Genomic DNA, 22,115 nt, shown 5'->3' with positions numbered 1-22,115 from the left:
CCTTTAAGGCTTAGAAAATGTCAAATCCTGCTTTTTGTTGCTCCAATTTATACTGATACGGAGTCATTCCGAAATTCTTTTTAAAAGCCGTATTCATCGCTTTAACATTACTAAAGCCAGTTTTTAAGGCAATTTGGGTCATGGTCAAATCTGTGTTTTGAATAGTTTGACGAGCATGTGCCAATCGAATGCCCGTCAAATAAGTTTGCGGAGTTTGACCAGTTATTTGTTTAAAAAGATGGCTAAAATAGCTATTTGACAATTTTACTTGTTTAGCTAAATCATCAATTCTTATTTGATACATGTAGTTTTCCCCTAGCCACTCGAGTGACTGTTTAATGTAGTCGAGACGGTTATTTGCAAAATTATCAAAAACTAATTTATCAGTTTTAGAAAAATCTTTGAACAAAATGCCCAAAATAGCATAGACTAAACCAATTTTTTCTGTCCGCAAAAAAGTATCATCCGCACATCGCAGAATTCTAGTCAATTCGTCAAAGAGGCTGACTAAAAATAAATAACGTTGATTACTAGGTTCAAAGATTCGATTCTGAATCCGAAAATCCAGTTTATTAATGTTCAACTTATCTAACAATGCCAAAGGAATCATCAGAGTTATCGCAACACGATTTTCATCTTTAGGTAAAGTCAGTCCGTGAATCTGATAAGGATTGACACAGACAATTTCGCCTTTTTTCTGATTAAAAGTCTTCCCATCCAAATAAAAATTTTGGTTTTGACTATTTACAACGTAGTCGATCTCATACGTATCATGCCAGTGGGGCAAAATAATTTGTTTATTAGGATTAGTTTGTAGACGACAGCCAAACGGCAAGCGCTGGTCATTGGGGACGACCATTTCAAATTTTTCTTTTGTCATTTTTTCTTCTTTTTAGGCAATTCCAAATCAAATACTAACGGGTTGGAATCTGGTGCGATTCTTAAATTCAACTCTTTTTGAGCTCGCGTGACACCAACATACAAGAGTCTTCTCTCTTCTTCAATAAAAGCCGAGTAGTTTTCGATCTCTTGATAGAGATTATAAAACATCTGAAATTCCTGATTTTTCTTCAAGGTCTTGTCCAAATTAATCGGATTGAAGGCATTATTATTTGTGATATCACGGTATTTTTCAACGTGGGCCGACTTTAAGGCGTTCTCCAAAAATTGGAAATTGTGATTGTAAACTAATTTCCATTTAGCTATGAATTTATCCATCGTCATTTCCGGTGGGAACCAAGAATTCAACACTTTGCTGGAACGGTCGACTTCTTTATCGGTCAAACCATACAAGTAAACGTATTTAAATTCCAGTCCCTTAGCTTGATGCAGGGAAAGAAATTGAATGCGATTATCTGGTTGGCCTTGTCTAGTTCGAGTAGTCAGAATCGTCTTCTTGTCTTCTTCTGCGACAAAAAATTCATCGATATTTTGGTACTTTTCTAGCTCTTCTTCAAGATACTTTTTAATATCATTGACTTCATTTTTCGACATGAAATTCTTTTCTTCCATGTAATCAAAATAACGGTCAGTCAATTTATTCGCAGCCTTGTATAAATCCTTGATCAGACTCTTGCCTAATTTTACCTTTCTCTCTGAATCAGTCGCTTCTAACATATTCTTTTTGAAACGTTGGACACTGTTAAAATAAACTTTGATTCGCTCATCAGTTCGTTTGTAAGGCGTGTTGGTGGTGGCATTGTAGTCATTAGCTAGTTGGAAAAATTGACTGAGTTTTTCAGGAGTTTGCTGCTTGATGACTTTTTGGGTGTGATCTTTATAAGCTCGAAAGCCAATTCGGTTCGCTTGATTGCTGAAATATTGATAATTATCATCCCATAGTGATTTCATCAATTCAGTAATAATTTTATAGACGATATTATTTTGTAAAATTGCTCCGATATTGTTGATGTCGGCATAAATATTTTGATTAGCCAGCCAATCGGCTAAAAGCATTCGTGAAGAATTGTAACGAACCAAAATAGCAATATCATCGTTGTTAATTTTCGGGTCATTGATCTGTTTAACCAAGCGACGTAACATCTTTGAATCACCACTGAAACCAGATTTTTTCGTACTATAAAGAATGAATTTACCCATATCTTTTTTGCCCGACAATAATTCTTTATCAAGACGGACGTGATTCTTTTTGATTAAGGGAATAACTCGCTTTAAGATTTTTTCACCAGTTCGATAGTTGGTCGAGAGGTTGTGCTTCTGGGCATCCGGTAAGAGCTTCTTGTAGTTGAGGATGAACTTGGGGTTACTACCTCGGAAAGAATAAATACTTTGGTCATCATCACCGATTACGATCAAACGTTTCAAAGTTTCTGGACTCAACAATTGAGAAATAATTTTCCACTGCAGGTTGTCGATATCTTGATACTCATCAATCACCGCAATTTTGAAGCGTGACATGATTTGTTGATAATACTGCAAATACTGCTTGTTTTGCATGCTCTCTAGCAACAGTAATTTCATATCATTGAAGTCAATGTAGCCATTTTCCCGCTTCAAAGTTTGGTACTTTTTGATAACGTCGACATAATCGGAAAAGAAATCCTCGCTGTGATTTTGACGTGAATACTGTCCCATAACTTTGACTGCTTCTGTCAGATTTTTTGCACCTTTTGGTAAAACTCCGTCAGTCGTCAAGTCTTGATTGATCATGTAGTCGTTTAAATCAAACATTTCTGCTAGCATTTCATCTTTAGTGATGATGTTACTAGGATGCTTGATAGCATCGGATAGATCACGGATAAAGAGTCGATAGGAGGTCAAAACCTTGGCACTACGATACTCAGGATTCTGCAATAATAGTTGATAAAACAAGGCATGAAAGGTTGTGAATTTTGGATGACCAACGTTAAGATTCAATCCTGAATCAGACAACCGTCTGACAAAATTTTGATAGCGTTCCCCCATATCGATCTTTGATTTGTGAGAAAAAGTTATCCCCAGGATCTCTTCTGGTGCAACTTTTTCTTCAGCAATTGCAATCAATGCCATCAAAATAAAAATTGTCGTCTTACCAGACCCAGCGCAGGCGTTGACCAATAGTGGCTTGGTAAAGTCGTTCTTCAAGATGGCGATTTGTTCATCGGAAAATTGCATCTTCAAACCAGATTCCATCAAATCGATTATTTGTTTTGTAGTTAATTGGATTTTTGAATCCCCCAATCTAGATTTTTTTGAACATATCTCCAAAACATCTCATTTGCGCTCGAATGTTGACCACGAACTCTAATAAAACTGAGATTATTTTTGATATTTTCAGTTAACGGCACCATGACAAAATTACTACTGTCAAAGTTTTCGGCCGTTTTTTTCATCATCAGCGAAACGCCGAGATTATTTTGGACCATCTGCATAATTAAATCGACTCGAGTACCTTCGTAAGTGATTTTAGGTTTGAAACCAGCTTTTTGACAAAGTTTAATAACTGGTTGGTATAAGTTGGTGCTGGGCCCCAAAATCATGAACCGGTCATTTTTTAATTGTGCTAGATTCAATTTCTTTTCATTGGCTAGTGGGTGTTGTTTAGGTAACACTGCCACAAAGTCATCAGCTTCCATGACGATTCGCTCTAAATCTGGATCATCAAAGTCAAAAGTTCGCGCAAAAATGAGTTCACACTTACCTGCCTTTAAGGAAGTCACTAAATTGTAGCTTTCCTCCTCCTGCAGTTGCATGTGAACTTCGGGATGTTTTTGTAAAAATTTAGTTATCAAGCTAAAACTTTCGTAACTGGGCATCGTTGGAATCGTGTGCATTTCAATTGTTAAATTTTTAGCAGCTTGAAACTCGTTGAGTGAATTCTGTAAATCAGTATACTCAGAAATTATTTTCACCGCGTACGGCAACGTAATTTCGCCTTGTGGAGTCAATTCAATTTTGCGATGAGCACGCTTGAACAATGATACACCAAGTTCTTTTTCCAACGCTATAACCTGTTTAGAAATATTACCTTGAGTTGTGAAGAGATTCTCGGCTGTGTCGGTATAATTGAGCGTTTTCGACAAATCGACAAAAATTTTTAACTTGTGTAAATCCATGACTGCCACCTCATATTCCATTTTAGAATACTATATCATAGTTTTTGAATTGTTAATCTCATGAGTCAATCCTAAAGTAGGATGCATTGAGTATTGAAAGGGGTATTACATTATGCCAACAGGCGTTATTATCAATGCGGCCTCCGTTTTATTTGGAGGTCTCTTAGGTGGATTTATGGGCAATAAATTTACCGAACAATTCAAAAATGACATCACGCTGATCTTTGGTGTCTGTTCCATGGGAATGGGTATTTATTCCATCGCTCCGATGAAATATATGCCAGCTGTTATCTTTGCACTCGTTATCGGAACCGGAATCGGCCTCTGGATGCACTTAGGTCAATGGATCAACAAAGGTGCCGTTGAAATGCAAAAACCAATTTCTAAACTTTTCCCAAATGCTAAATCCGATATGTCACACGAAGATTTCGTTAACACTTTAGTTACCGTTATCGTACTCTTCTGCGCTAGTGGAACGGGTATTTACGGAAGTTTGGACAATGGGATGACTGGCGATACAACTATTCTGATTTCAAAATCTGTTTTGGACTTCTTTACCGCCGCAATCTTTGCCTGCAACTTAGGTTACGTGGTTTCTATCATTGCGATTCCACAATTTATTCTCTTTTACATTTTGTTCTTATTAGCACGTTTTATTTTCCCACTAACAACACCAAATATGATCTTAGATTTCAAAGCCTGTGGTGGATTCTTAATGCTAGCAACCGGCTTTAGAATGGTCAAACTCAAAATGTTCCCAATTGCTGACATGATACCAGCAATGGTTATCATCATGCCACTCAGTTGGATCTGGGCAAACTGGTTCTTACCCTTGCTCTAGAGTTTTAAATAACAATTAGTTTATAATGATATATAAATATATATTAGGAGAACTAATTTGAATAATATTAAACTTATTGCAACTGATATTGATGGAACCTTGTTTGATTCCAATCACGCATACAATGTTAAGCGATTGAATGAATATATCACTAAATTACATAAAAAAAACATTAAATTTGCCGTTGCTAGTGGCAACAACTACAGCCACATGCAAGAAGTCTTTGCCAAAGCCAAGGGGATCGATGCCTTAGTAGCTGAAAATGGTGCTCAAATTTTAGTCAACGGTAAAACTATTTTCGAAGATACTTTAGACCTTGACCAATTGATTGAGATCAACAAAGAATTCAATCAACAATTGGACTTGACCAGCCTTTGTTTCTCCGGTGTCAACGGTACTTACGTCGAACGCGATTCACCACAAACTAACGATTATTACATTAATAATTTGGTTCGAGTTGATAAAATTAATGATATTGATGATAAAATCTTCAAAATGAACATTCGTATCGCCGATGACCAATTAGATCCAGCTGTTGATTTTATCAATCAAAAATTTGGTGACCAAATTCATGCCGCTGTCAGCGGTTTTGGCAGCATCGATATCATTGCCCAACACATTTCAAAAGCTACCGGTTTAAAAAAATTGTGTGATTTCTATGACATATCCTTAGACAATGTTGTTTCCTTTGGTGATAACGGAAATGACTTAGAAATGCTTGAGGAATCTGGCATCGGCGTCGCAATGAAGAACAGTGGCGACCACATTAAACAATCAGCCGACATGATTTCAGTTACTGATAACGATGACGATGGTGTTTTGAATACTATCGCTGAACTAGTTAAATTATAGACAACAAAGAGTTCGGGACATAACTCCCGATTCCCGTACTTGTCGTGTCTTACGCTGTATCTTAAAAATTTAAATTCGATTCCATCTAAATCTGTAGAAGTGTCATTAGATTCGTCATAGTTCCAATTAGCAATCTTACGTTTATTTTTATGATATGAGCGTATCATTTCTTTCTCATACATTCCGTAAGGGATAAGATAATTAAACCTCTAGTTCATCAATAATAAATTGGTAATTCATTTCACTGCCGTGCCCAGCATCCGCCACGATGTAGTCGGCGACGTGTAACGTTTCTTTACTAGTATATAGAAATAAGGTCCAGAAATCATTACGATTTCTGGACCTTATTTTTGTCATTTAGGACTTTTGTCCCAAACTCTTTTTATTTTCTTTGAAATGCCTCTGGATATAATCTCACAATTATAAGTGTTCTAACCGTAAAATAAACAAAGAAATATGCAATCATATGCCATATAGGTATATTTAAATTAAATACGGTACCCAATACCAAAGTGAATAAGACTTTCCCAACAAAGAAAGCCGACCATAATATAATATATTCTTTTTCGTGCCATATATAATAACTATTATCAATCATTTTGACCTGCTTTTTATTCCCTAATGTAATACCTTTTACCACCGCTATAATAAGCACCACAATTAAATCTACATTATTCCAAAATGAACCTAGTCCACTATAGGTCTTAGTTAAAGCCCAGAATAATATAATTATCATTAAAATAAAATGAATTGGTTTAATTCTCTTTTTCCGAAGACCTCCAAACATGACAAATCCTAAATAACAAACATAAATAATGACTCCTACAATTAATTGATAAATTGGGAGCGACAAACTTGCAATATTCATATATTCTCTCCTACTTTTACGACAATGTTTGAAAGTATATGATATATATATTGGATACACAATAAACAATAAGAATGTTGTGTTGTTTTCAGCAACATTTTCTTAAATATGATGCAAAAGAGGGATGCCATCAATGGATATTAGAAGAAAATATACGAAAAAGATAATCAATCAAACCTTTTTCTCACTCTTAAAACAGCGAAGTATAGACAAAATTACAGTATCCGAAATTTGTAAAGAATGTAATATAAATCGTTCTACTTTCTACCGTAACTATCACGATGTTTACGACATTGTAGATCAATTTTTTAAAAAGATAACAACCGAAATATTGGAATCATTTTCGTCAGATAATTTGTCCATGGATGAACGATTCAATTTGGTTTTTTCAAATCTTTATGAACATAAAAATACTTTTATGATTTTGAAGAAAAAAGATCTATTAAAAAGATTCCACTCACCAGTATTCAATGCCACTAATAGTACCTTTGGAAGTGATTTCTCTTCTTCAGAATGGTACTTTTTATTCTATGGTTTCTCCGGTCTAATTAGATATTGGCTTGATCAAGAAATGAATATTTCTGTCTCTGAAATGTCCCAAATATCAATGAATCTTCTTTCTAAATTCATTTCAAATTAACAAAAAAGAAGGTTGTCTGAAATCAGACAATCTTCCTAGGGTAAATCATTTAACTAGCCTACCTATACCTCGACGAAGATATAAATGTTCTTCTATATCTTTTTATACCTACATTATAGGCCGCCTAAGACAAACTACAATAGAAATGAGGTCCAGAAATCATTACGATTTCTGGGCCTCATTTTTATCATTTAGGACTTTTGTCCCAAACTATTTTTATTGTGATTATCACTTATAATTCAATTTTATACTTGATCTGGTTTTTCCATCAATAACCAAAGAACTAAATAAACTAAAATTCCTGGGAATATTGGTGTAAATGATAAAACTACGTACAAGACGCGGCCGATGGCGGGATTCCAGTCAAAGTGTTCACAGAGTCCTGCGATTACACCGCCTAAAATTTGATTATCTTTTGATCTTTTTACGGGAATGTGCATTTTTCTTACCTCCACTTTTAACTAGTCAGGATTTTCCATTAACATCCAAAGGATTAAATAAACGATGATACCAGGAACCGGTGTTAATGAGAGAATTACCCACAATACACGGGCGATAGTTGGATTCCATTGGAAATGTTGTGCTAATCCTCCGATTACCCCTGCAAAAACTTTGTCGCTATTGGAACGTTTAATTGGAATATGCATAATTTACTTCCCCCTCTTTTATTGTTAATTACATAATAATTTATTTATAGATATAAGTACATCTAATTTACTTACATAAATCTTACATTAATGTCACATGAAGTATTGCAGTTGTGATAATGCAAAAAATTTCGAAGTATGTATAATGGTTAGTATATTGATAATCGGGGGATTAGATGAATAAACGAGGGATTTATACAACTATTTTGGTAGCTCTAACTGTCATTGTGCTAGGTGCCGGGGGGATTTATTTAGCAACTAACAATAATCAAAATACTAAAGTCGAAGCTCGAGGTCAAAAACCTAAGCCAAAGAAAAAGGTTTCTAAGAAGAAATCTTCAAAGGCGATTGATGATGATAAAGACATGGTGCCATTAAAGAAATTTAAATATACTATGGCATCTGAAAAAAAAGATTATCCAAACTTACAAGAACATCCTAATGCATGGATTGACGTCGACATTGCAACACAACGGGTCCATATTATGGATGGCAAAACAAAACTCTACGAAATGTACGCTTCAACTGGAAAAGATGACGCTACTCCAAAGGGAACTTTCCACATCGAACCGGAACGTGGTGAATTTTTCTATACTAAACCTTTAAAACTTGGGGCTTTCTATTGGGTATCATTCAAAGACCACGGCGTATACTTATTCCACACTTCACCAACTGATGTTCAAGGCAATTATGTCGAATCGATTGCTAAAACACTTGGAAAAGAACCATCATCACACGGCTGTATTCACTTGTCCACACCAGATTGCAAGTGGATCTACGAAAATGTTCCAACTGAAATGACCGTCAAAATTCACGGAACTTTCAAAGCGTAATCTCACCTCAGGGTGGGATTTTTTGTTTGGCTTATTTTTAGAAATCTTCAAAGACGCTTTCGCCATACAATTCTGTGAACAAATCTTTTCTTTGGTTAGCAGCTAAACGTTCATCATCATTGTGAGCAACTTGAGCCAAACGGGCCAAAAGAAAATAACAGTTTGCCAACATGTAATGAGAATTGTGACGAGCAATGAATTCAATTCCGTCAGCCAAATAGGCGGTCGAATTTTGATAGTCATTCATTTTGAAATAAATCAAAGCTGCCAAGTAATAAAGGATATTTTGATTCTCTTCATAACTGAAGGCATCCCACTTCTGAAATGCCAAATCGATGTGCTTGGCAGCAAGCATCTTTTGATTTTGTAACGCAAAAATATAAGCCATCCCCATATATGCCAGACGGGCCAAAGTGTTAGGGTGCCGTGGATTAATTTGTGCCAGTGACAATTTGAACGACTGCATTGCTTCAAAAAGTGCATTAGTCTGTAATTGGGCGACGCCTAAATAATAATAGTAAGATTGAATCTGCAAATTTGTTTTAAGGTTATTAAGTACCTTTTCTTGGTTCAAAAATGAATTCAGTTCTTGATATTGGTGACTGTTACACAAATCATCTACTTGATCATTGAAGTTAGCTTTTGAACTGATTGAAAAATTAGTTGCCAGGCTGATTTCGTCTAGATTTACTTTTAGTTTATCGGCTAAATTAATTAACAAAACTGAATTTGGTACATAGACATTGTTTTCAATTGCGGACAACATCGATTGTGCGCAAACTCCTTCTGCTAATTCTTTTTGGGTCAAGTGTTTTTCTTTTCTTAACTCTCTGATTACCGTCCCTAAGTCTTTCATATTTATCCCTGCTTTTTCTTATCACTACTTTAATTTTAAATGATAATTGGAAAAATGTGTTGTTTTAGATGCAAAAAACGTCGGGAATTTTCTTCCTGACGTTTTTTTGTGGTAGATTTTACTCTTTTAGGGGTTGGTTTGGTTTTTTTTGAATAACCATTGTTCTTGGCGGTATAGCTAAAACGCGTTCCGCAGGCCAGGACTTGGACATATAGCTACGCTTCCCAAATCGCCCGCAAGTGCGGCGGGCAATTCGTGAAGCTAGGCTATCTGCCAAGTCCTAAGCGGGCCTGCTCCACGCTCTCTAATTTAATACTTTATAATTCCAAGCTGGTTTTTCATATCCATGGAATTCTTGTTCAATAACTTTAGCAATATCTTTTGATTGATATGCTTTGACGATCTTCTTATATGTAGGATTGTCTTTGTCTTTCTTATTAGCTGAGATGACATTTACATATGGTTTTGACTTAGCTGTGATTTTTTCTCTATAAACTGCGGTCTTTGGATCTAGTTTTGAATCGTTGGCAACTCCACTATTAACTACTGAAGCGGTAACGTCTTCCATTGATTTAGCTGTTTGAGCGGCATCTAGTGGTGTGATCTTTAAATTCAATTTATTTTCAGTGATATCTTTCAAACCTGGAACTTTGGCATCATCCAATTTGATCAAACCGGCACTTTCTAATAATGCTAATCCACGAGCTTCGTTTGTGGCATCGTTGGCAACGGCAATCTTGTCGCCTTCTTTGATTTGGCTAAGTTTAGTGATCTTCTTAGAATACAAAGCCATTGGTGCGATTACGGTTGAACCGATTGAAACGATATTTGTGTGGTGTTTCTTGTTCCAATCATTTTGGAAAATAACAGTTTGAAAAGCGTTCAAATCAATTTCGCCTTGATCTAGTGCGGCATTTGGTTGACTATAATCTGAGAATTCAACAATTTTAATGTTGATTCCTTCTTTTTTAACCTTTTTAGCAACGGCCTTGAGAACTCGATCATCAGATCCAGTGATCCCAATTTTTACAGTCTTTTCTTTGTTGGAACTTGCTTGGCTGCTCCCACAACCTACTAGTGCAAACAAACTTAATGTGGTAATAACTAATAAAAATAAAGCCTTTAACTTATTCTTCTTCATAGTACTCCTCCTCGGGCCTAGCCCTTTTCCCATATATATATAAACAAAAAGCGCTCCTATCAAAACGAATCAACTCGTTTAAGATAGAAGCGCTTCTTGCGCGGTACCATTCTATTTTAAAAACAAGTTCACACTTGTTTTCCTCTAAAACATGCAATTGCATGTGTGTACGATAATGGATACCGGCCATCATCCCCTGTTCCTAAGAATTCGGAGATGCCAATCACGAATCATTTTCATCTATCAATTCATGCCTTCTTCTCATCTAATCGAAAGTTCTCTGTAATGAATTTGATAAATTACTTTTTCGCTCAATTTGTTCTCTAATGTTCTAATTTTCTAACGGCAAAGTCACCTAAACCTTGAATTACGAAAACCAATACTAAAATCAACAACATGGAAACAATTGTTACATCATTTTCAAATCTTTGATAACCAACGGAAATGGCCATGTTACCAAGACCACCACCACCAACAGCACCGGCCATGGCAGTTAATCCTATCAAACTAATGATTGTTAGAGTACCAGAACGAATCAGTTCGGGTAAACCTTCACGTAAATATACTCTAAAAATAATTTTCATAGGAGAAAGACCGATAGCTTCAGCGGCTTCAATAACTCCGTGATCTACTTCAACTAGTGCTAACTGAACCTGTCTAGCAAAGAATGGAGCAGTTCCGATAACTAGTGGTACGAGGGCACCAGTAGGTCCAATTGTTTGTCCAACAATCAAACGAGTAAAGGGTCCAATAACCGCTAGTAAAATGATAAATGGAATTGATCTGAATAGATTGACCAACTTATCCAAGAATGTGTACAAAGCTTTATGAGGTGTAATACCATCTTCAGCCGTGACAACTAACAAAATTCCTAAGATGATTCCGATTATTCCGGCAAAGAACGCACTGACAAAAGTCATATAGAGTGTTTGCCAAATTGCTGTCACGAAACCATTATCACCTTCCCAGTTAGCAACAACATTGGGAAGAAATTTATTAACTAAATCAGCCATGAACTATTCACCCTCCTTTTTCAACGAAATTTCTTTAACATTAACGTTTAAACTATTTAAATATTTGATTGCTGCTTCAACTTTGTCGTCTTCACCTGTCAAAGCAAAGAGCATGATTCCGACGGTGGTATTTTGTAATCTTTCAATATTACTGAATAAAATATTGGCTTCAACTTCAAAACGTTTATACAATTCAACAACAATCGGTTCATTGGTAGAGTCACCGATGTAATTCAATTCAATCAAGCGTCCAGATAATTTATCCACGATACCACTATCACGAATTTCATCTAAGACTGACCCGATATGGGTTGAAGTATTAACAAAGTCTTTTGTCAATTGTTTCTTAGGATTACCGAAAATAGTTAAGAGACTGCCTTCCTCAATCAATTGACCATTTTCCATTACTGCAACGCGATTACATACTTGTTTGATAGCATCCATCTCGTGAGTAATGATAACAATTGTAATTCCTAATTCTTTATTCAAGCGTCCTAATAAATCCAAGATTTCAGTGGTAGTTTTTGGATCAAGAGCACTTGTCGCTTCATCAGAAATAAGTATCTCTGGATCATTGGCTAAAGCTCTTGCAATAGCAACACGTTGTTTTTGACCACCTGACAATTGTGAAGGATAATTCTTCGCACGATCAGCTAGGCCAACAATATCAAGTAATTTATCAATTTTTTGTTTGCGTTCTGCTTTGCTCAACCCAGAATCGCGTAACGGAAAGTCAACATTTCCATAAACTGTCAATGAGTTCATCAAATTAAAGTGTTGAAAAATCATCCCGATATTACGACGAGCTTTTCGTAAATCTTTGGCGCTCAGTTTAGTTAGATTTTGGTCGTTAACGATAACTGTACCGGAAGTTGGTTTTTGTAATAAATTGATCACACGAACCAAGGTACTCTTACCAGCACCGGAATAACCGATAACTCCAAATACGTCGCCTTTATTCACATTGATGGAAACATCCTTGACAGCTTCGATCGTCTTACCTTCACTGTGAAAGGTTACATCAATATCTTTTAGCTGAATTATCCCATTTTGTTCTACCATTAAAAATTACTCCCTTAATTTACCTAAGAATTGGTCGAAGAAATCAATAAAGTCGAGGTAATCTTGAATTCTAATATTTTCATTTGGAGCATGATTACCAGCCTTTGAATAACTAACACCACAAGAAATGATTGAGGCATGAGTGTATTCATTCAACAAGTACATTGGACCAGTACCAGGACTTGATGGTAAGGCTTCGACTTTGTCCTCTCCACCAAAGAAGTCTTTGGCGGTACCAATTAATTTATTAACGATTGGACTATCTAGATCCCAACGATATCCTTTTTCACCAAGTAGATATTTAACTTTAATATCTTTAAATCCTTGATCATTCAAATATTTAGTCAACTTATCGAACAAGTCGTGTGGATCTTGATTTGGAACCAATCTAAACTCTAACTTAGCTGTGGCAGCTTTAGGAGTAACAGTTTTTACACCTTCACCTTCCCAGCCACTGCTAATTCCTTCTATATTAATAGTTGGATTGAAAGTTAAATTGTAGTTAACTGACTTATTCTTCAACAAAGGAACTTGCAAGTCCCATTTTGACTTTAAGTCAGGTGTAATTGCTTTATTAACTAAATCGATTTCTTTTTGAGTAGGTTCTACTACGTCATCATAGAATCCAGGAATCTTAATATCACCTTCTGGAGTTCTCAAAGCATCTAGTGCTTGAGCCAATCTCCAAGTAGCTGAATCAACTACAGCAGCAAAAGATGAATGTAGATCAATATCAGCAGAAGTAGCTTCTAATTCAAAACACAAGACACCTTTGTTACCACCAGTGAAATTGAACTGTTCATGTTCATTCTTGTATCCTGATTCCCAAATAATCAAATCAGCAGCTAACTTGTCAGAATACTTCTTTAAATAATCTTCCAAGTGACGGCTGGCAACTTCTTCTTGGCCTTCGACTAAGAATTTGATGTTACAAGGAAGATCTCCGTGCTCTTGACGATAAATCTTCAAGGCTGTGATTCGGCTGATCAAATCAGCTTTACAATCGGAAACTCCTCGACCGATGAATTTGTCATCAGTGATTTTCAATTTAAATGGATCTGAATTCCAAAGATCTAGTGGTTCTTCAGGTTGAACATCGTAGTGATTATAAATCAAAATGGTAGTATCACTAGGTTGTTTTGGTTTGATTTCGGCAAAAACAACTGGATATTCGAATTCATCCCAAACGGTGGCATCGGCTCCAAAATCCGTTAGTAAATTTTTAAGGAATTCGGCTGTCTCAGTAATAGATTGATTCTTTGCTGAAACGGATGGTAGTGCAATGTAGTTCTTTAAATCTTCAATCGACTTCTGAATTAATGGATCTGATAATTTTGACATATGAAAACCTCCTCAAATTTTTAAAACGATTTATTACTTATTCCAAGCAGGTACAGCACTTTCGCCATAAACCTTCTTGATTTCTTTAGCAACAGATTTAGTTTGGAAAGCTTTTACAACTTTCTTATAAGTCTTATTGTTCTTGTTCTTCTTTTGCGTAACGATGATGTTGATCCAAGGTTGTGACTTCTTATTAACTTTTTCAGTTACAACAGCCTTTGAAGGATCAAGCTTAGCATCACTAGCGACGTTTCCGTTAACGATAGCTGCATCGACATCATCAAGTGATCTAGCAGTTTGTGCAGCATCAAGAGTTGTGAACTTCAAGTTCAACTTATTTTCCTTAATGTTCTTAGTTGATGGTAACTTAACACCACTATCAAGTTTCAATAAACCATTGGCTTCTAGTAATTGTAATGCACGAGCTTCATTTGAAGCGTCATTTGGAATAGCAATTTTAGCGCCATTCTTTAATTGACTAAGCTTTGTGATCTTATGTGAATACAAAGACATTGGTTGAATAACTGTTTTACCAATTGATACAAGGTCCGTATGATGTGCTTTATTCCAAGAGTTTAAGAAGAATGTATGTTGATAAGCATTAATATCAACTTCCCCTTGCGCTAAGGCTGTGTTGGGTTGATTGTAATCATTGAACTCAACGACCTTTAAGTTGATACCCTCACTCTTCACATTTTTCTTAACGACTTTCCATATTGCAGCATCGGAAGGATTGATTCCGACCTTAACTGTTTGTGTCTTGTCTTGGCTACCACAACCAGCTAATACAAAAATAAACAATGCTGTAAAAGCTAATAAGATAACCTTACCTATTTTCTTAAATCTACTCATTTCTTTCTCCCACCTTACATGTTTCTTAACGAAAAAATCTCTATATAAACAAAAAAGCCACTTCTAAATTGAACATAATCTGTTCATATTTAGAAGCGGCTATTGCGCGGTACCATTCTAATTCGGAATAAATTTACACTTATCCCCTTAACAACGTACAGAAAAACTATACGCGTGTACTGTAAAGGGTACCAACCATTGCATCTTTATCCGAAGATTCAGCGCACCAATCACGGGTCATTTTCATTCAAGTCGTTGTCCTCATCTCAGCAAATAGAGGCTTTCTGTACAAACGAGGTTGAATTACTTCCCCCGATCACTTTGTTTAATAAATCTCTTTTGTTAATCGTTGGTTAGATAATACAATCTAATTTTTGAAATGTCAATCAATAAAAATAAGTTTTTTCAGAAGTTTTTCTAATTTTTATTTTTTATGCCAAACGTCATTTATAGCATGATATTGATTCAATTACTGGCATTCAAGGCTTTTACAGGTCGCGTGATAGCCACTCTTATGCTACTTGAAAAAATATTTTTTGGAAATAAAAAATATATTAATTTAATTTTCAAGAATATTTTACATTAGAGAAAATTAATTTTTAATTAGAATCAGAGCTAGTGTCACGCAATTATGAATCGAGTGAATTTTATTATAGAAGTAAAGTTTTCAAAGGTATTCTTTGCTAAAATTGGAAGTAATAATAAATCATAATTCTGGAGTAGAAAATGAGTTTAATTAGTTTTAAAGATGTTACAAAACAAGTTGGGAATCAAAATATCTTCACCAATCTTTCACTAGACATAGTTGAACATGAACAAATCGGTCTAAAATTAATGCGTAGTGAAACCGATACATTTTTTAGTTTATTGGAAGAAAGTACTCTACCCAGTAGCGGTACAATTGAAAATAACGTTCAAAGCATTTCGATTAAGCGTTATAACGATGGTATTTATCAAAAAATGACTGTAAAAGGCTACTTAGAGTTCTTCAATCACTTGACTACCGATCGCCAAGACATTAAACAACTCGCCCCTGAATTTTCCCTGGGCGATAATTTGAACATGAAGACAGACGCTTTGACAATCGATCAAATTGAGCGGTTGCATCTCTTTAGAATCTACCTAACTGCGCCTGATTTAGTATTCTTAGAAAGTCCCTTACGTGATCTATCCAATGACGGCATCAAGTTTTACCTCAAAGCCCTCGAGGTCGTCCGACAGAAGTCAACCGTGGTCGTTATATCTTCTTTTATGGAAGAACTTTTACAACTGAGTTCAACTATTTATCAATCCGTCGATCACAAATTGGAGAAAGTTTCCTTAGAAACTAGTCAAAATTCACTCAAACCACAAAACATTTTCCGACTCTCCAGTCACCTCGATGATAAAACAATTTTCTTCAGTCCCAACGAAATCGACTTCATCGAAAGCATCAACGGTGTTAGTAATTTCTCAGTAAACTCCGAATACTTTCCTTCCTCACTAACAATGGAAGAACTCGAAAAGAAGTTAGTTCACTTCGGCTTTTTCAGATGTCACCGATCATATTTAGTCAATCTCCAACGAATATCTGAATTGATCAGCTATTCCAAGAACAGTTACACCTTGATTTTAAAAAATAGTCAAGAGACTCTCCCCTTGTCTCGTGCTAAATTAGATCAACTCAAGGACTTACTCCAATAACGTGGGTACAATTCAAACCATTATTTCCACCGTTCACTGATTTTTGCGTACTTATGCAAGCTTTCTTTGTATTCTGTAATTGTAAAAAGCAAGGAGGAGTACAAAATGACCAACAAACCAATCATTGAAGTGAAACAACTTTATAAGAGTTTCAGCAATGAACACGCATTGAACAATCTTAATTTTTCCGTTGAAAAAGGCGAAATTTTTGGATTTCTTGGCCCTTCGGGAGCTGGGAAAACTACCACAATCAAGATTCTTACCGGACAACTCAATCAAGATTCAGGAGTCGCCACAGTTTTAGGCAATAACAGTCAACACTTTAAAGAGAATATTTACGAGCATATCGGTGTCGTAACGCATGATAGTGGTTTGTATGAGAATCTATCCGCCTACAACAACCTAGTTACCTTCGCAAGAATCTTCAATAGCGACAAAAAAGCAATTGAGCCGTTATTAAAACGCGTCGGCCTTTATAACGATAGAAACAAATTAATTAAAAAATTCTCACAAGGAATGAAACAACGTCTAATTTTAGCTCGAGCAATCCTCAATCGCCCCGAAACCCTTTTTCTCGATGAACCAACCAATGGAATTGATCCAGGAACGACTAAGGAAATTCATAAATTAATTTTTGAGCTAAAGGATTCTGGGACAACTATTTTCTTGACGACTCATAATATGACTGAAGCCACCAAATTGTGTGATCGAGTGGCATTATTAAACGATGGTAAAATTGCAGAAATCGGTTCGCCACAAGACTTGAGTTTGAAATATAATACAAAAATTCAATTCAAAGTTCTTTTAAAAGATAACAAATCATTAAAGTTAAACGACTCTGAAGAAACCAGAGGAAAAATCAATTGGTGGCTGGAAAATGGTGAATTACAGACCATCCATTCTTGCGAACCAACTTTAGAAGACGTCTTTTTACAAGTTACGGGGAGGAAATTGAAATGAACATCTCATTGCGAAAAATAAATGCAATCTTTATTTTGAAATTACAACTATTTTTAGGAAATCTTTCCTTACTAATGATTCCGGCCATGGCAATTGGCTACGTGGTAATTTTTAAAAATTTTTTCCCTGCTAATACAGTTGCTTTTAAAGCACTGACACTAAACATGGGTATCCTCTTGAATATAATTATGGGCGGTATAATGTTTGGCGCTTATCCTATCGCCGAAGAAAAAGAACATCATACTTTAGGAGTCTTGATGACCTCTTCAATCAATGCAACTGAATATTTCATTGGCAGTTTACTCCCAGCATTGTTGATTTTGACCGTAACCAATATCATTTTGGTACCGCTAAATGGCACTTCCTGGAACCAAGTGTCAATTGTCAATTATTTGTTTATCACAGTAATCTGTTCAACCATCAGTATTTTGATTGGTTTTACCTTGGGACTTTTTTCCAAAAATCAAACTAATGCGGGCGTCGTAAGCTTATTACCAGCGGCTATTTTTACACTAGTTCCCCTCTTTAAAGGTTTCTCAAATAAAATTTCACACACTTCTGACTTCCTGTATTCAGGAGTAATCCCTAGATTCATCAATCAAAGTCTCTTCAAACACAGCTATTCTTGGAGCCTATTCGAAGTCAGCGTTTTAATAGCTTGGTTCATTATTTTCTCAATTGTCTTATTTTATGCTTATAGATATAAACATTTTGACTAGTCAGGAGGAATTAATTATGTTGGTAGATGTAAGTAACATTTTAACGAATAGTTCTGATCAGGATATTGCGAAACAATTAGGAATTTCAGCGACTGAAATTGAATTGATTAAAAATAAACAACTTTATCCACCACGGACTTTAACCAAAAAAATTATCCAGCTCGCAAAACAGCCAATAACTGTCACGCAACCAGCTTTAGAAAAGAATTTTCAATTTGGTCAAACTATCAAACTTAGACGGGTAATTATTTCTATCATCTTCATTATTTTTGTTAGTCTCTTGTTCACTGGTTTTGGTTATCAACCTTTCTGGATATTTCTATTAGTTGTTTTGATTGGTTTATTCGTAACTTTACCAAGTTGCTTTAACGATTATTGGCTGATCAATGAAAAAAATATTAAAGCGATTGAATTTAATAATCTAGGAATAATCAAATTAGCACAGTTATTACATTTGGCACCCATGCCTCAAAGAGTGATTTCTTATTCGGAAATTGACCACATTAATATTTTTTACCATAAAAGAATTCGAACTAGCCCGTTTGACATCAATCCTGATGTTTTTCAACTAACATGTACGTTGAAGAACAACCAAGAATTAACTATTAATGTTAATGCCAAGCTTGAAGAAGAATTGATCGACTTAGTCGACGAATTGAATTATCAAAACATTGCGGTTTATGATCAACAAAAAATTATTCTAGCTTTATCCAAAAGCAAAAATCTCTTTCAAAATTTCAATCCAACCTATCCATAAAAAAATCCCCTCATCTGGACTTCACCATCCAAAATGAGGGGATTTATTTTTACTTTAAATTATCCAACGACTTCAACTGTGGCAGTTGTTACACCATATGAAGGAATTGATGAACTAGGCATTGCGACATCCAATTGTTGAGAATTGCTGTTAGCAAATGTACCTGTATCATTAACTGTTCTGTACATTACTGTTCCATCAGCCAAAGTAATCTTCAATTGTGTTCCTTTAGGGAAGACTGAAAGGTTGGCAGCAACACCACTATAACCCATATTTGAACCTAATACGGCTGGATCATAGAAACTAATCTTGAAAGTACCACTAGCAGTTGTGCTTGTTGTGCTTGTATTATTAGTTGTATTTGATGTACTTACAGCACTTGTATCTGCAGTATTTGTAGTGCTTGCTGCTTGAGTATTTGCTGTATTTGTATCAATTGTTTGTGTTGCACTTGTTTGTTGTGCTTGGCTTGTTGTATTTGTATCTGTTGTTGGCAAAATATTTTGATTGTCTGTATTTGTTTGTGTTGTATCGGTTGAGGCTGTGTTAGTTGAACCTGGCAAAGTAATAAGATCACCAGGGAAAATCAAATCGAATCCACCAACTTCACGACCATTAGCTTGTTCTAGTTCGGAAATACTAATTCCGTTAGCTTCAGCGATGCTCTTATAAGTATCACCTTTTTCAACCTTAACTTGGTTATTACCAGTTGAAACTGCGGCTTGAGCAGTATTGGTTGAAGTGAATACTCCCATTAATGCTACTGTACTTAATAAAGCGATTGATAAAACTTTTTTCATGAATTAATTACATCCTTATTTTTTATTGTTTAGCTCTTGTTTATGGTGCTTATATTAGCAGGCCAGTGTTACGTGACAACGACCACAAAGTTACAATTTCAGAATAGAATGTAATTTTAGTAACACTTATGAAATATGTTGAAAAATATTTTTATAAAAGTATTAAATACTTTTATTGTGCTGAAAATATATTCATGATATAGTTATATATATGAAGAATAAGAAAAAGAGAATTTCCACAAAACTACTAATGATGTTAGTTGCTTTGGAACTTATCGCATTCAGTCTTAATATGTTCTTCGAACCGCATAGTATAGCGGCTGGTGGTGCCACAGGTATCGCTATCTTGCTACAGGCAGGATGGAAAATCCCAACATTCATCTCGGTTCTTGTCATAAATATTGTGATGTTAGTACTGGCTTATATACATTTAGATCGACAAACCACCATTAAATTAGCTATCGGAAGTTTTGTACTTCCACTACTTCTTTATATCACTCCAGTTTATAATTTAATTCCGAATAGTAGATTTATTTCTATTATAGTAGGAAGTATTATTTTTGGAATTGGTCTTGCAATACTCTATACCCTCAACATGTCTAGTGGAGGGACCACGGTACCACCAATGATTATTCACAAAAATTTTGGTATCGAGAAATATATTAGTTTATTCATAATTGATGGTTTCGTTTGTCTAGGAAATTTCGTTTTAAGCGACGTGATTTCATTTCTACTGGCAGTCATGTCAGTTGCCATTTCTAGCTTAGCAATTAAAGGTTTCGGTATTTTCCATCAACGACACATTACACAATAAAAGACGCCCATATCAAAGCATTTAGTGTTTTGACATAGGCATCTTTTTTTATTTTAAGTTAGTTTGTGACTTAGCAACAATCTGATTGTGGGACAATTTAATTTGAATCGACGCATTTTGGGTTGGATCTAATTCTGATAAGTCTGACACATATGTTAAAGTTCTGACGCCATTGATATCAGAATAATCATCTGGATCACCCAATAAATTAACGACTCGATTATAACTATCACCAATATTTAGTTTTTGATAATCAGCTAAAGTCAAAGTTTTCTCACGATCAATATCCAATCCTTGAATTGATTTAGAAACAGCGTGACCATTTTCAAAAGTAATTTGAATTGTGACCGTACTTTCATCCGCTCTACCTTTCCAAGTTACGTTTGAAATTTCATTGTTCTGAACTTGTGTTTCAACAGGATTTCCTAATAATTTGTAAATAACTTTTTTTGAATATCCCTTGTTACCAGTTTTAATTGAATTATATTTAGTAATTAATGAAGGCGACTTCTCAGCCTTTTCCTGACTCTTCAAATTTTTTCTTTGCTCAGAAGAAATTTGATCAGCTTTATCTGAATAAAAAGAATAATTAGCCACATAAGTTGTCGCAGATACTACAACGATAATTGAAATAATCGTGATCCAGAACCAATTTCTCTTATAAAATGGTTTCTTTTCATTTTCTGTCAAATTTACTTACCTCCATCTGCACCCCGTATTTTACCAATGTTTACTGAAAGTAGCACCAAAAAAGCACTATTATTTTCATGTAATAAATAGCTCAATTATTTGCTTAATTATCTTAAATTCGATATTATAGTATGTGGACACCATGGGGGTGTTCTGGATTCGACATGTGTAGTAGCGTGCAGGCTGCACTTAGGGCCTTGCGTCCCTTTAAAACGCACAGTTTATTATAACTGCAAAAAATAATAATAACTACGCATTAGCTGCCTAAAAACAGTCTAAGCGTGATCCATTCTAACTTCGCCCAAGGGTTGGAAATGGGTCTCAAATTAATTGGGCTACGTTTAACTGTGCATCCTGAATAGTTAAAAAGAGATCATCGGGATAGTCATTGTGGTTAGCCGGGTCGTATGGCGTTCATGATGGCGAAACTTCAAATGATACGACTATGAGTGTAGAGGCTTGCATAGCATTATGCTTGGACAGGGGTTCAATTCCCCTCACCTCCATTTTGCACAATTCAGCCAGCTGTATTGAGGTTCAAAAGCCTTGGTATTACTGGCTTTTTGTTTTTCTTGATTTCAAATGATTTCATATTATTTCACAAATATGTCAATCAAAATAGCATTCACTTTTTAAAAATCACAAATAACAAAATACAAAACGTGGAATCATTTTTTTAGGGAAATTAGTA

The 22,115-nt window shown here is 35.3% G+C and carries 24 protein-coding genes, 1 other RNA gene and 1 other annotated feature; of the genes, 10 read left to right on the top strand and 15 right to left on the bottom strand.

Annotation, left to right across the window (positions count from 1 at the left end; all coding sequences use genetic code 11):
• Nucleotides 1–10: 10 nt before the first annotated feature.
• Genes U8521_RS02140 through U8521_RS02130 form a run of 3 tightly spaced genes read right to left on the bottom strand, consistent with a single transcriptional unit; the run spans nt 11 to nt 4,055 of the window.
• Complete coding sequence (locus U8521_RS02140) at nt 11–880, bottom strand: AraC family transcriptional regulator (RefSeq protein WP_334351712.1); 870 nt, start codon at nt 878–880, stop codon at nt 11–13.
• Nucleotides 877–3,180: a UvrD-helicase domain-containing protein gene (locus tag U8521_RS02135; protein ID WP_334351711.1), complete on the bottom strand. Its 2,304-nt coding sequence runs from the start codon at nt 3,178–3,180 to the stop codon at nt 877–879. The genes U8521_RS02140 and U8521_RS02135 overlap by 4 nt, the downstream gene beginning before the upstream one ends.
• Nucleotides 3,156–4,055 (bottom strand): LysR family transcriptional regulator, encoded by a 900-nt coding sequence (locus U8521_RS02130; protein ID WP_334351710.1) that lies wholly within the window; start codon nt 4,053–4,055, stop codon nt 3,156–3,158. The genes U8521_RS02135 and U8521_RS02130 overlap by 25 nt, the downstream gene beginning before the upstream one ends.
• 112 nt (nt 4,056–4,167) lie before the next feature.
• Here U8521_RS02130 and U8521_RS02125 point away from each other — a divergent pair, with 112 nt between their 5' ends.
• Both U8521_RS02125 and U8521_RS02120 read left to right on the top strand, forming a co-directional pair.
• Nucleotides 4,168–4,896: a DUF554 domain-containing protein gene (locus U8521_RS02125; protein ID WP_135373054.1), complete on the top strand. Its 729-nt coding sequence runs from the start codon at nt 4,168–4,170 to the stop codon at nt 4,894–4,896.
• 57 nt (nt 4,897–4,953) lie between these two features.
• The gene (locus U8521_RS02120; protein ID WP_334351709.1) at nt 4,954–5,748 is read left to right on the top strand and encodes an HAD family hydrolase; all 795 of its coding nucleotides are present in this window, start codon (nt 4,954–4,956) and stop codon (nt 5,746–5,748) included.
• 201 nt (nt 5,749–5,949) lie between these two features.
• On the opposite strand, the gene U8521_RS02115 is transcribed toward U8521_RS02120, so the two are convergent.
• Nucleotides 5,950–6,105 (bottom strand): hypothetical protein, encoded by a 156-nt coding sequence (locus U8521_RS02115; protein ID WP_334351814.1) that lies wholly within the window; start codon nt 6,103–6,105, stop codon nt 5,950–5,952.
• A gap of 25 nt (nt 6,106–6,130) precedes the next feature.
• Entirely contained in the window at nt 6,131–6,616 is a 486-nt protein-coding gene (locus U8521_RS02110) for a hypothetical protein (RefSeq protein ID WP_334333348.1), read from the bottom strand.
• Between the two features lie 133 nt (nt 6,617–6,749).
• On the opposite strand from U8521_RS02110, the gene U8521_RS02105 reads away from it, so the two are divergent.
• Nucleotides 6,750–7,256 carry a TetR/AcrR family transcriptional regulator gene (locus tag U8521_RS02105; RefSeq protein WP_334333349.1) on the top strand — a complete coding sequence of 169 codons (507 nt, stop codon included), beginning with the start codon at nt 6,750–6,752 and terminating at the stop codon, nt 7,254–7,256.
• A gap of 245 nt (nt 7,257–7,501) precedes the next feature.
• On the opposite strand, the gene U8521_RS02100 is transcribed toward U8521_RS02105, so the two are convergent.
• Together U8521_RS02100 and U8521_RS02095 are read right to left on the bottom strand one after the other, a co-directional pair.
• Nucleotides 7,502–7,696 (bottom strand): PspC domain-containing protein, encoded by a 195-nt coding sequence (locus U8521_RS02100; protein ID WP_334333350.1) that lies wholly within the window; start codon nt 7,694–7,696, stop codon nt 7,502–7,504.
• 21 nt (nt 7,697–7,717) lie between these two features.
• The gene (locus U8521_RS02095) at nt 7,718–7,903 is read right to left on the bottom strand and encodes a PspC domain-containing protein (protein ID WP_334333351.1); all 186 of its coding nucleotides are present in this window, start codon (nt 7,901–7,903) and stop codon (nt 7,718–7,720) included.
• Between the two features lie 176 nt (nt 7,904–8,079).
• Between U8521_RS02095 and U8521_RS02090 the strand changes: the two genes are divergently transcribed.
• Nucleotides 8,080–8,736, top strand: a complete 657-nt coding sequence (locus U8521_RS02090; RefSeq protein ID WP_334351708.1) for a L,D-transpeptidase — start codon at nt 8,080–8,082, stop codon at nt 8,734–8,736.
• Nucleotides 8,737–8,773: 37 nt separating this feature from the next.
• Here the strand turns inward: U8521_RS02090 and U8521_RS02085 are convergent, their stop codons facing one another.
• From U8521_RS02085 to U8521_RS02060, 6 genes are all read right to left on the bottom strand, one after another.
• On the bottom strand, nt 8,774–9,592 hold the full coding sequence (locus U8521_RS02085; RefSeq protein ID WP_334333353.1) for a helix-turn-helix domain-containing protein: 819 nt from the start codon (nt 9,590–9,592) through the stop codon (nt 8,774–8,776).
• Nucleotides 9,593–9,896: 304 nt separating this feature from the next.
• The gene (locus U8521_RS02080; RefSeq protein ID WP_334333354.1) at nt 9,897–10,733 is read right to left on the bottom strand and encodes a MetQ/NlpA family ABC transporter substrate-binding protein; all 837 of its coding nucleotides are present in this window, start codon (nt 10,731–10,733) and stop codon (nt 9,897–9,899) included.
• A gap of 82 nt (nt 10,734–10,815) precedes the next feature.
• Nucleotides 10,816–11,057 (bottom strand) — a binding site (T-box leader).
• Nucleotides 11,057–11,746 (bottom strand): methionine ABC transporter permease, encoded by a 690-nt coding sequence (locus U8521_RS02075; protein ID WP_334333355.1) that lies wholly within the window; start codon nt 11,744–11,746, stop codon nt 11,057–11,059. Its footprint overlaps the feature before it by 1 nt.
• 3 nt (nt 11,747–11,749) lie before the next feature.
• A complete protein-coding gene (locus U8521_RS02070) occupies nt 11,750–12,808 on the bottom strand; it encodes a methionine ABC transporter ATP-binding protein (protein ID WP_334351707.1) in 1,059 nt (352 codons plus the stop codon).
• A gap of 6 nt (nt 12,809–12,814) precedes the next feature.
• The gene (locus U8521_RS02065) at nt 12,815–14,149 is read right to left on the bottom strand and encodes a M20/M25/M40 family metallo-hydrolase (protein WP_334333357.1); all 1,335 of its coding nucleotides are present in this window, start codon (nt 14,147–14,149) and stop codon (nt 12,815–12,817) included.
• Nucleotides 14,150–14,182: 33 nt separating this feature from the next.
• Nucleotides 14,183–15,001: a MetQ/NlpA family ABC transporter substrate-binding protein gene (locus U8521_RS02060; RefSeq protein ID WP_334333358.1), complete on the bottom strand. Its 819-nt coding sequence runs from the start codon at nt 14,999–15,001 to the stop codon at nt 14,183–14,185.
• A gap of 726 nt (nt 15,002–15,727) precedes the next feature.
• On the opposite strand from U8521_RS02060, the gene U8521_RS02055 reads away from it, so the two are divergent.
• From U8521_RS02055 to U8521_RS02040, 4 genes are all read left to right on the top strand, one after another.
• On the top strand, nt 15,728–16,684 hold the full coding sequence (locus U8521_RS02055) for a LytTR family transcriptional regulator DNA-binding domain-containing protein (RefSeq protein WP_334351706.1): 957 nt from the start codon (nt 15,728–15,730) through the stop codon (nt 16,682–16,684).
• Nucleotides 16,685–16,789: 105 nt separating this feature from the next.
• On the top strand, nt 16,790–17,644 hold the full coding sequence (locus tag U8521_RS02050) for an ABC transporter ATP-binding protein (RefSeq protein WP_334351705.1): 855 nt from the start codon (nt 16,790–16,792) through the stop codon (nt 17,642–17,644).
• Nucleotides 17,641–18,363, top strand: coding sequence for an ABC transporter permease (locus tag U8521_RS02045; protein WP_334351703.1), 723 nt, complete (start codon nt 17,641–17,643; stop codon nt 18,361–18,363). Before U8521_RS02050 ends, U8521_RS02045 begins: the two co-directional genes overlap by 4 nt.
• A 16-nt stretch (nt 18,364–18,379) precedes the next feature.
• Nucleotides 18,380–19,120: a hypothetical protein gene (locus tag U8521_RS02040; RefSeq protein ID WP_334351702.1), complete on the top strand. Its 741-nt coding sequence runs from the start codon at nt 18,380–18,382 to the stop codon at nt 19,118–19,120.
• A gap of 59 nt (nt 19,121–19,179) precedes the next feature.
• On the opposite strand, the gene U8521_RS02035 is transcribed toward U8521_RS02040, so the two are convergent.
• Complete coding sequence (locus tag U8521_RS02035; protein ID WP_334351701.1) at nt 19,180–19,920, bottom strand: LysM peptidoglycan-binding domain-containing protein; 741 nt, start codon at nt 19,918–19,920, stop codon at nt 19,180–19,182.
• Between the two features lie 211 nt (nt 19,921–20,131).
• On the opposite strand from U8521_RS02035, the gene U8521_RS02030 reads away from it, so the two are divergent.
• Complete coding sequence (locus tag U8521_RS02030; RefSeq protein ID WP_334351700.1) at nt 20,132–20,734, top strand: YitT family protein; 603 nt, start codon at nt 20,132–20,134, stop codon at nt 20,732–20,734.
• A gap of 48 nt (nt 20,735–20,782) precedes the next feature.
• Here U8521_RS02030 and U8521_RS02025 read toward each other — a convergent pair whose 3' ends face one another.
• Nucleotides 20,783–21,424 carry a DUF3862 domain-containing protein gene (locus tag U8521_RS02025; protein WP_334351699.1) on the bottom strand — a complete coding sequence of 214 codons (642 nt, stop codon included), beginning with the start codon at nt 21,422–21,424 and terminating at the stop codon, nt 20,783–20,785.
• Nucleotides 21,425–21,568: 144 nt separating this feature from the next.
• On the opposite strand from U8521_RS02025, the gene ssrA reads away from it, so the two are divergent.
• Nucleotides 21,569–21,933: a transfer-messenger RNA gene (gene ssrA / locus U8521_RS02020) on the top strand.
• Nucleotides 21,934–22,115 lie beyond the last annotated feature (182 nt).

Source organism: Companilactobacillus miaonis (genome assembly GCF_036913615.1).
GTDB lineage: Bacteria > Bacillota > Bacilli > Lactobacillales > Lactobacillaceae > Companilactobacillus.
This window is presented reverse-complemented; position numbering and strand designations above follow the sequence as displayed.

Coding starts and splice junctions, on each gene's coding strand:
- U8521_RS02090 (WP_334351708.1), top strand. CDS start 8,080: ATGAATAAACGAGGGATTTATACAACTATTTTGGTAGCTCTAACTGTC.
- U8521_RS02060 (WP_334333358.1), bottom strand. CDS start 15,001: ATGAGTAGATTTAAGAAAATAGGTAAGGTTATCTTATTAGCTTTTACA.
- U8521_RS02130 (WP_334351710.1), bottom strand. CDS start 4,055: ATGGATTTACACAAGTTAAAAATTTTTGTCGATTTGTCGAAAACGCTC.
- U8521_RS02140 (WP_334351712.1), bottom strand. CDS start 880: ATGACAAAAGAAAAATTTGAAATGGTCGTCCCCAATGACCAGCGCTTG.
- U8521_RS02095 (WP_334333351.1), bottom strand. CDS start 7,903: ATGCATATTCCAATTAAACGTTCCAATAGCGACAAAGTTTTTGCAGGG.
- U8521_RS02050 (WP_334351705.1), top strand. CDS start 16,790: ATGACCAACAAACCAATCATTGAAGTGAAACAACTTTATAAGAGTTTC.
- U8521_RS02045 (WP_334351703.1), top strand. CDS start 17,641: ATGAACATCTCATTGCGAAAAATAAATGCAATCTTTATTTTGAAATTA.
- U8521_RS02055 (WP_334351706.1), top strand. CDS start 15,728: ATGAGTTTAATTAGTTTTAAAGATGTTACAAAACAAGTTGGGAATCAA.
- U8521_RS02125 (WP_135373054.1), top strand. CDS start 4,168: ATGCCAACAGGCGTTATTATCAATGCGGCCTCCGTTTTATTTGGAGGT.
- U8521_RS02065 (WP_334333357.1), bottom strand. CDS start 14,149: ATGTCAAAATTATCAGATCCATTAATTCAGAAGTCGATTGAAGATTTA.
- U8521_RS02100 (WP_334333350.1), bottom strand. CDS start 7,696: ATGCACATTCCCGTAAAAAGATCAAAAGATAATCAAATTTTAGGCGGT.
- U8521_RS02030 (WP_334351700.1), top strand. CDS start 20,132: ATGAAGAATAAGAAAAAGAGAATTTCCACAAAACTACTAATGATGTTA.
- U8521_RS02040 (WP_334351702.1), top strand. CDS start 18,380: ATGTTGGTAGATGTAAGTAACATTTTAACGAATAGTTCTGATCAGGAT.
- U8521_RS02105 (WP_334333349.1), top strand. CDS start 6,750: ATGGATATTAGAAGAAAATATACGAAAAAGATAATCAATCAAACCTTT.
- U8521_RS02085 (WP_334333353.1), bottom strand. CDS start 9,592: ATGAAAGACTTAGGGACGGTAATCAGAGAGTTAAGAAAAGAAAAACAC.
- U8521_RS02115 (WP_334351814.1), bottom strand. CDS start 6,105: ATGACAAAAATAAGGTCCAGAAATCGTAATGATTTCTGGACCTTATTT.
- U8521_RS02110 (WP_334333348.1), bottom strand. CDS start 6,616: ATGAATATTGCAAGTTTGTCGCTCCCAATTTATCAATTAATTGTAGGA.
- U8521_RS02075 (WP_334333355.1), bottom strand. CDS start 11,746: ATGGCTGATTTAGTTAATAAATTTCTTCCCAATGTTGTTGCTAACTGG.
- U8521_RS02070 (WP_334351707.1), bottom strand. CDS start 12,808: ATGGTAGAACAAAATGGGATAATTCAGCTAAAAGATATTGATGTAACC.
- U8521_RS02035 (WP_334351701.1), bottom strand. CDS start 19,920: ATGAAAAAAGTTTTATCAATCGCTTTATTAAGTACAGTAGCATTAATG.
- U8521_RS02080 (WP_334333354.1), bottom strand. CDS start 10,733: ATGAAGAAGAATAAGTTAAAGGCTTTATTTTTATTAGTTATTACCACA.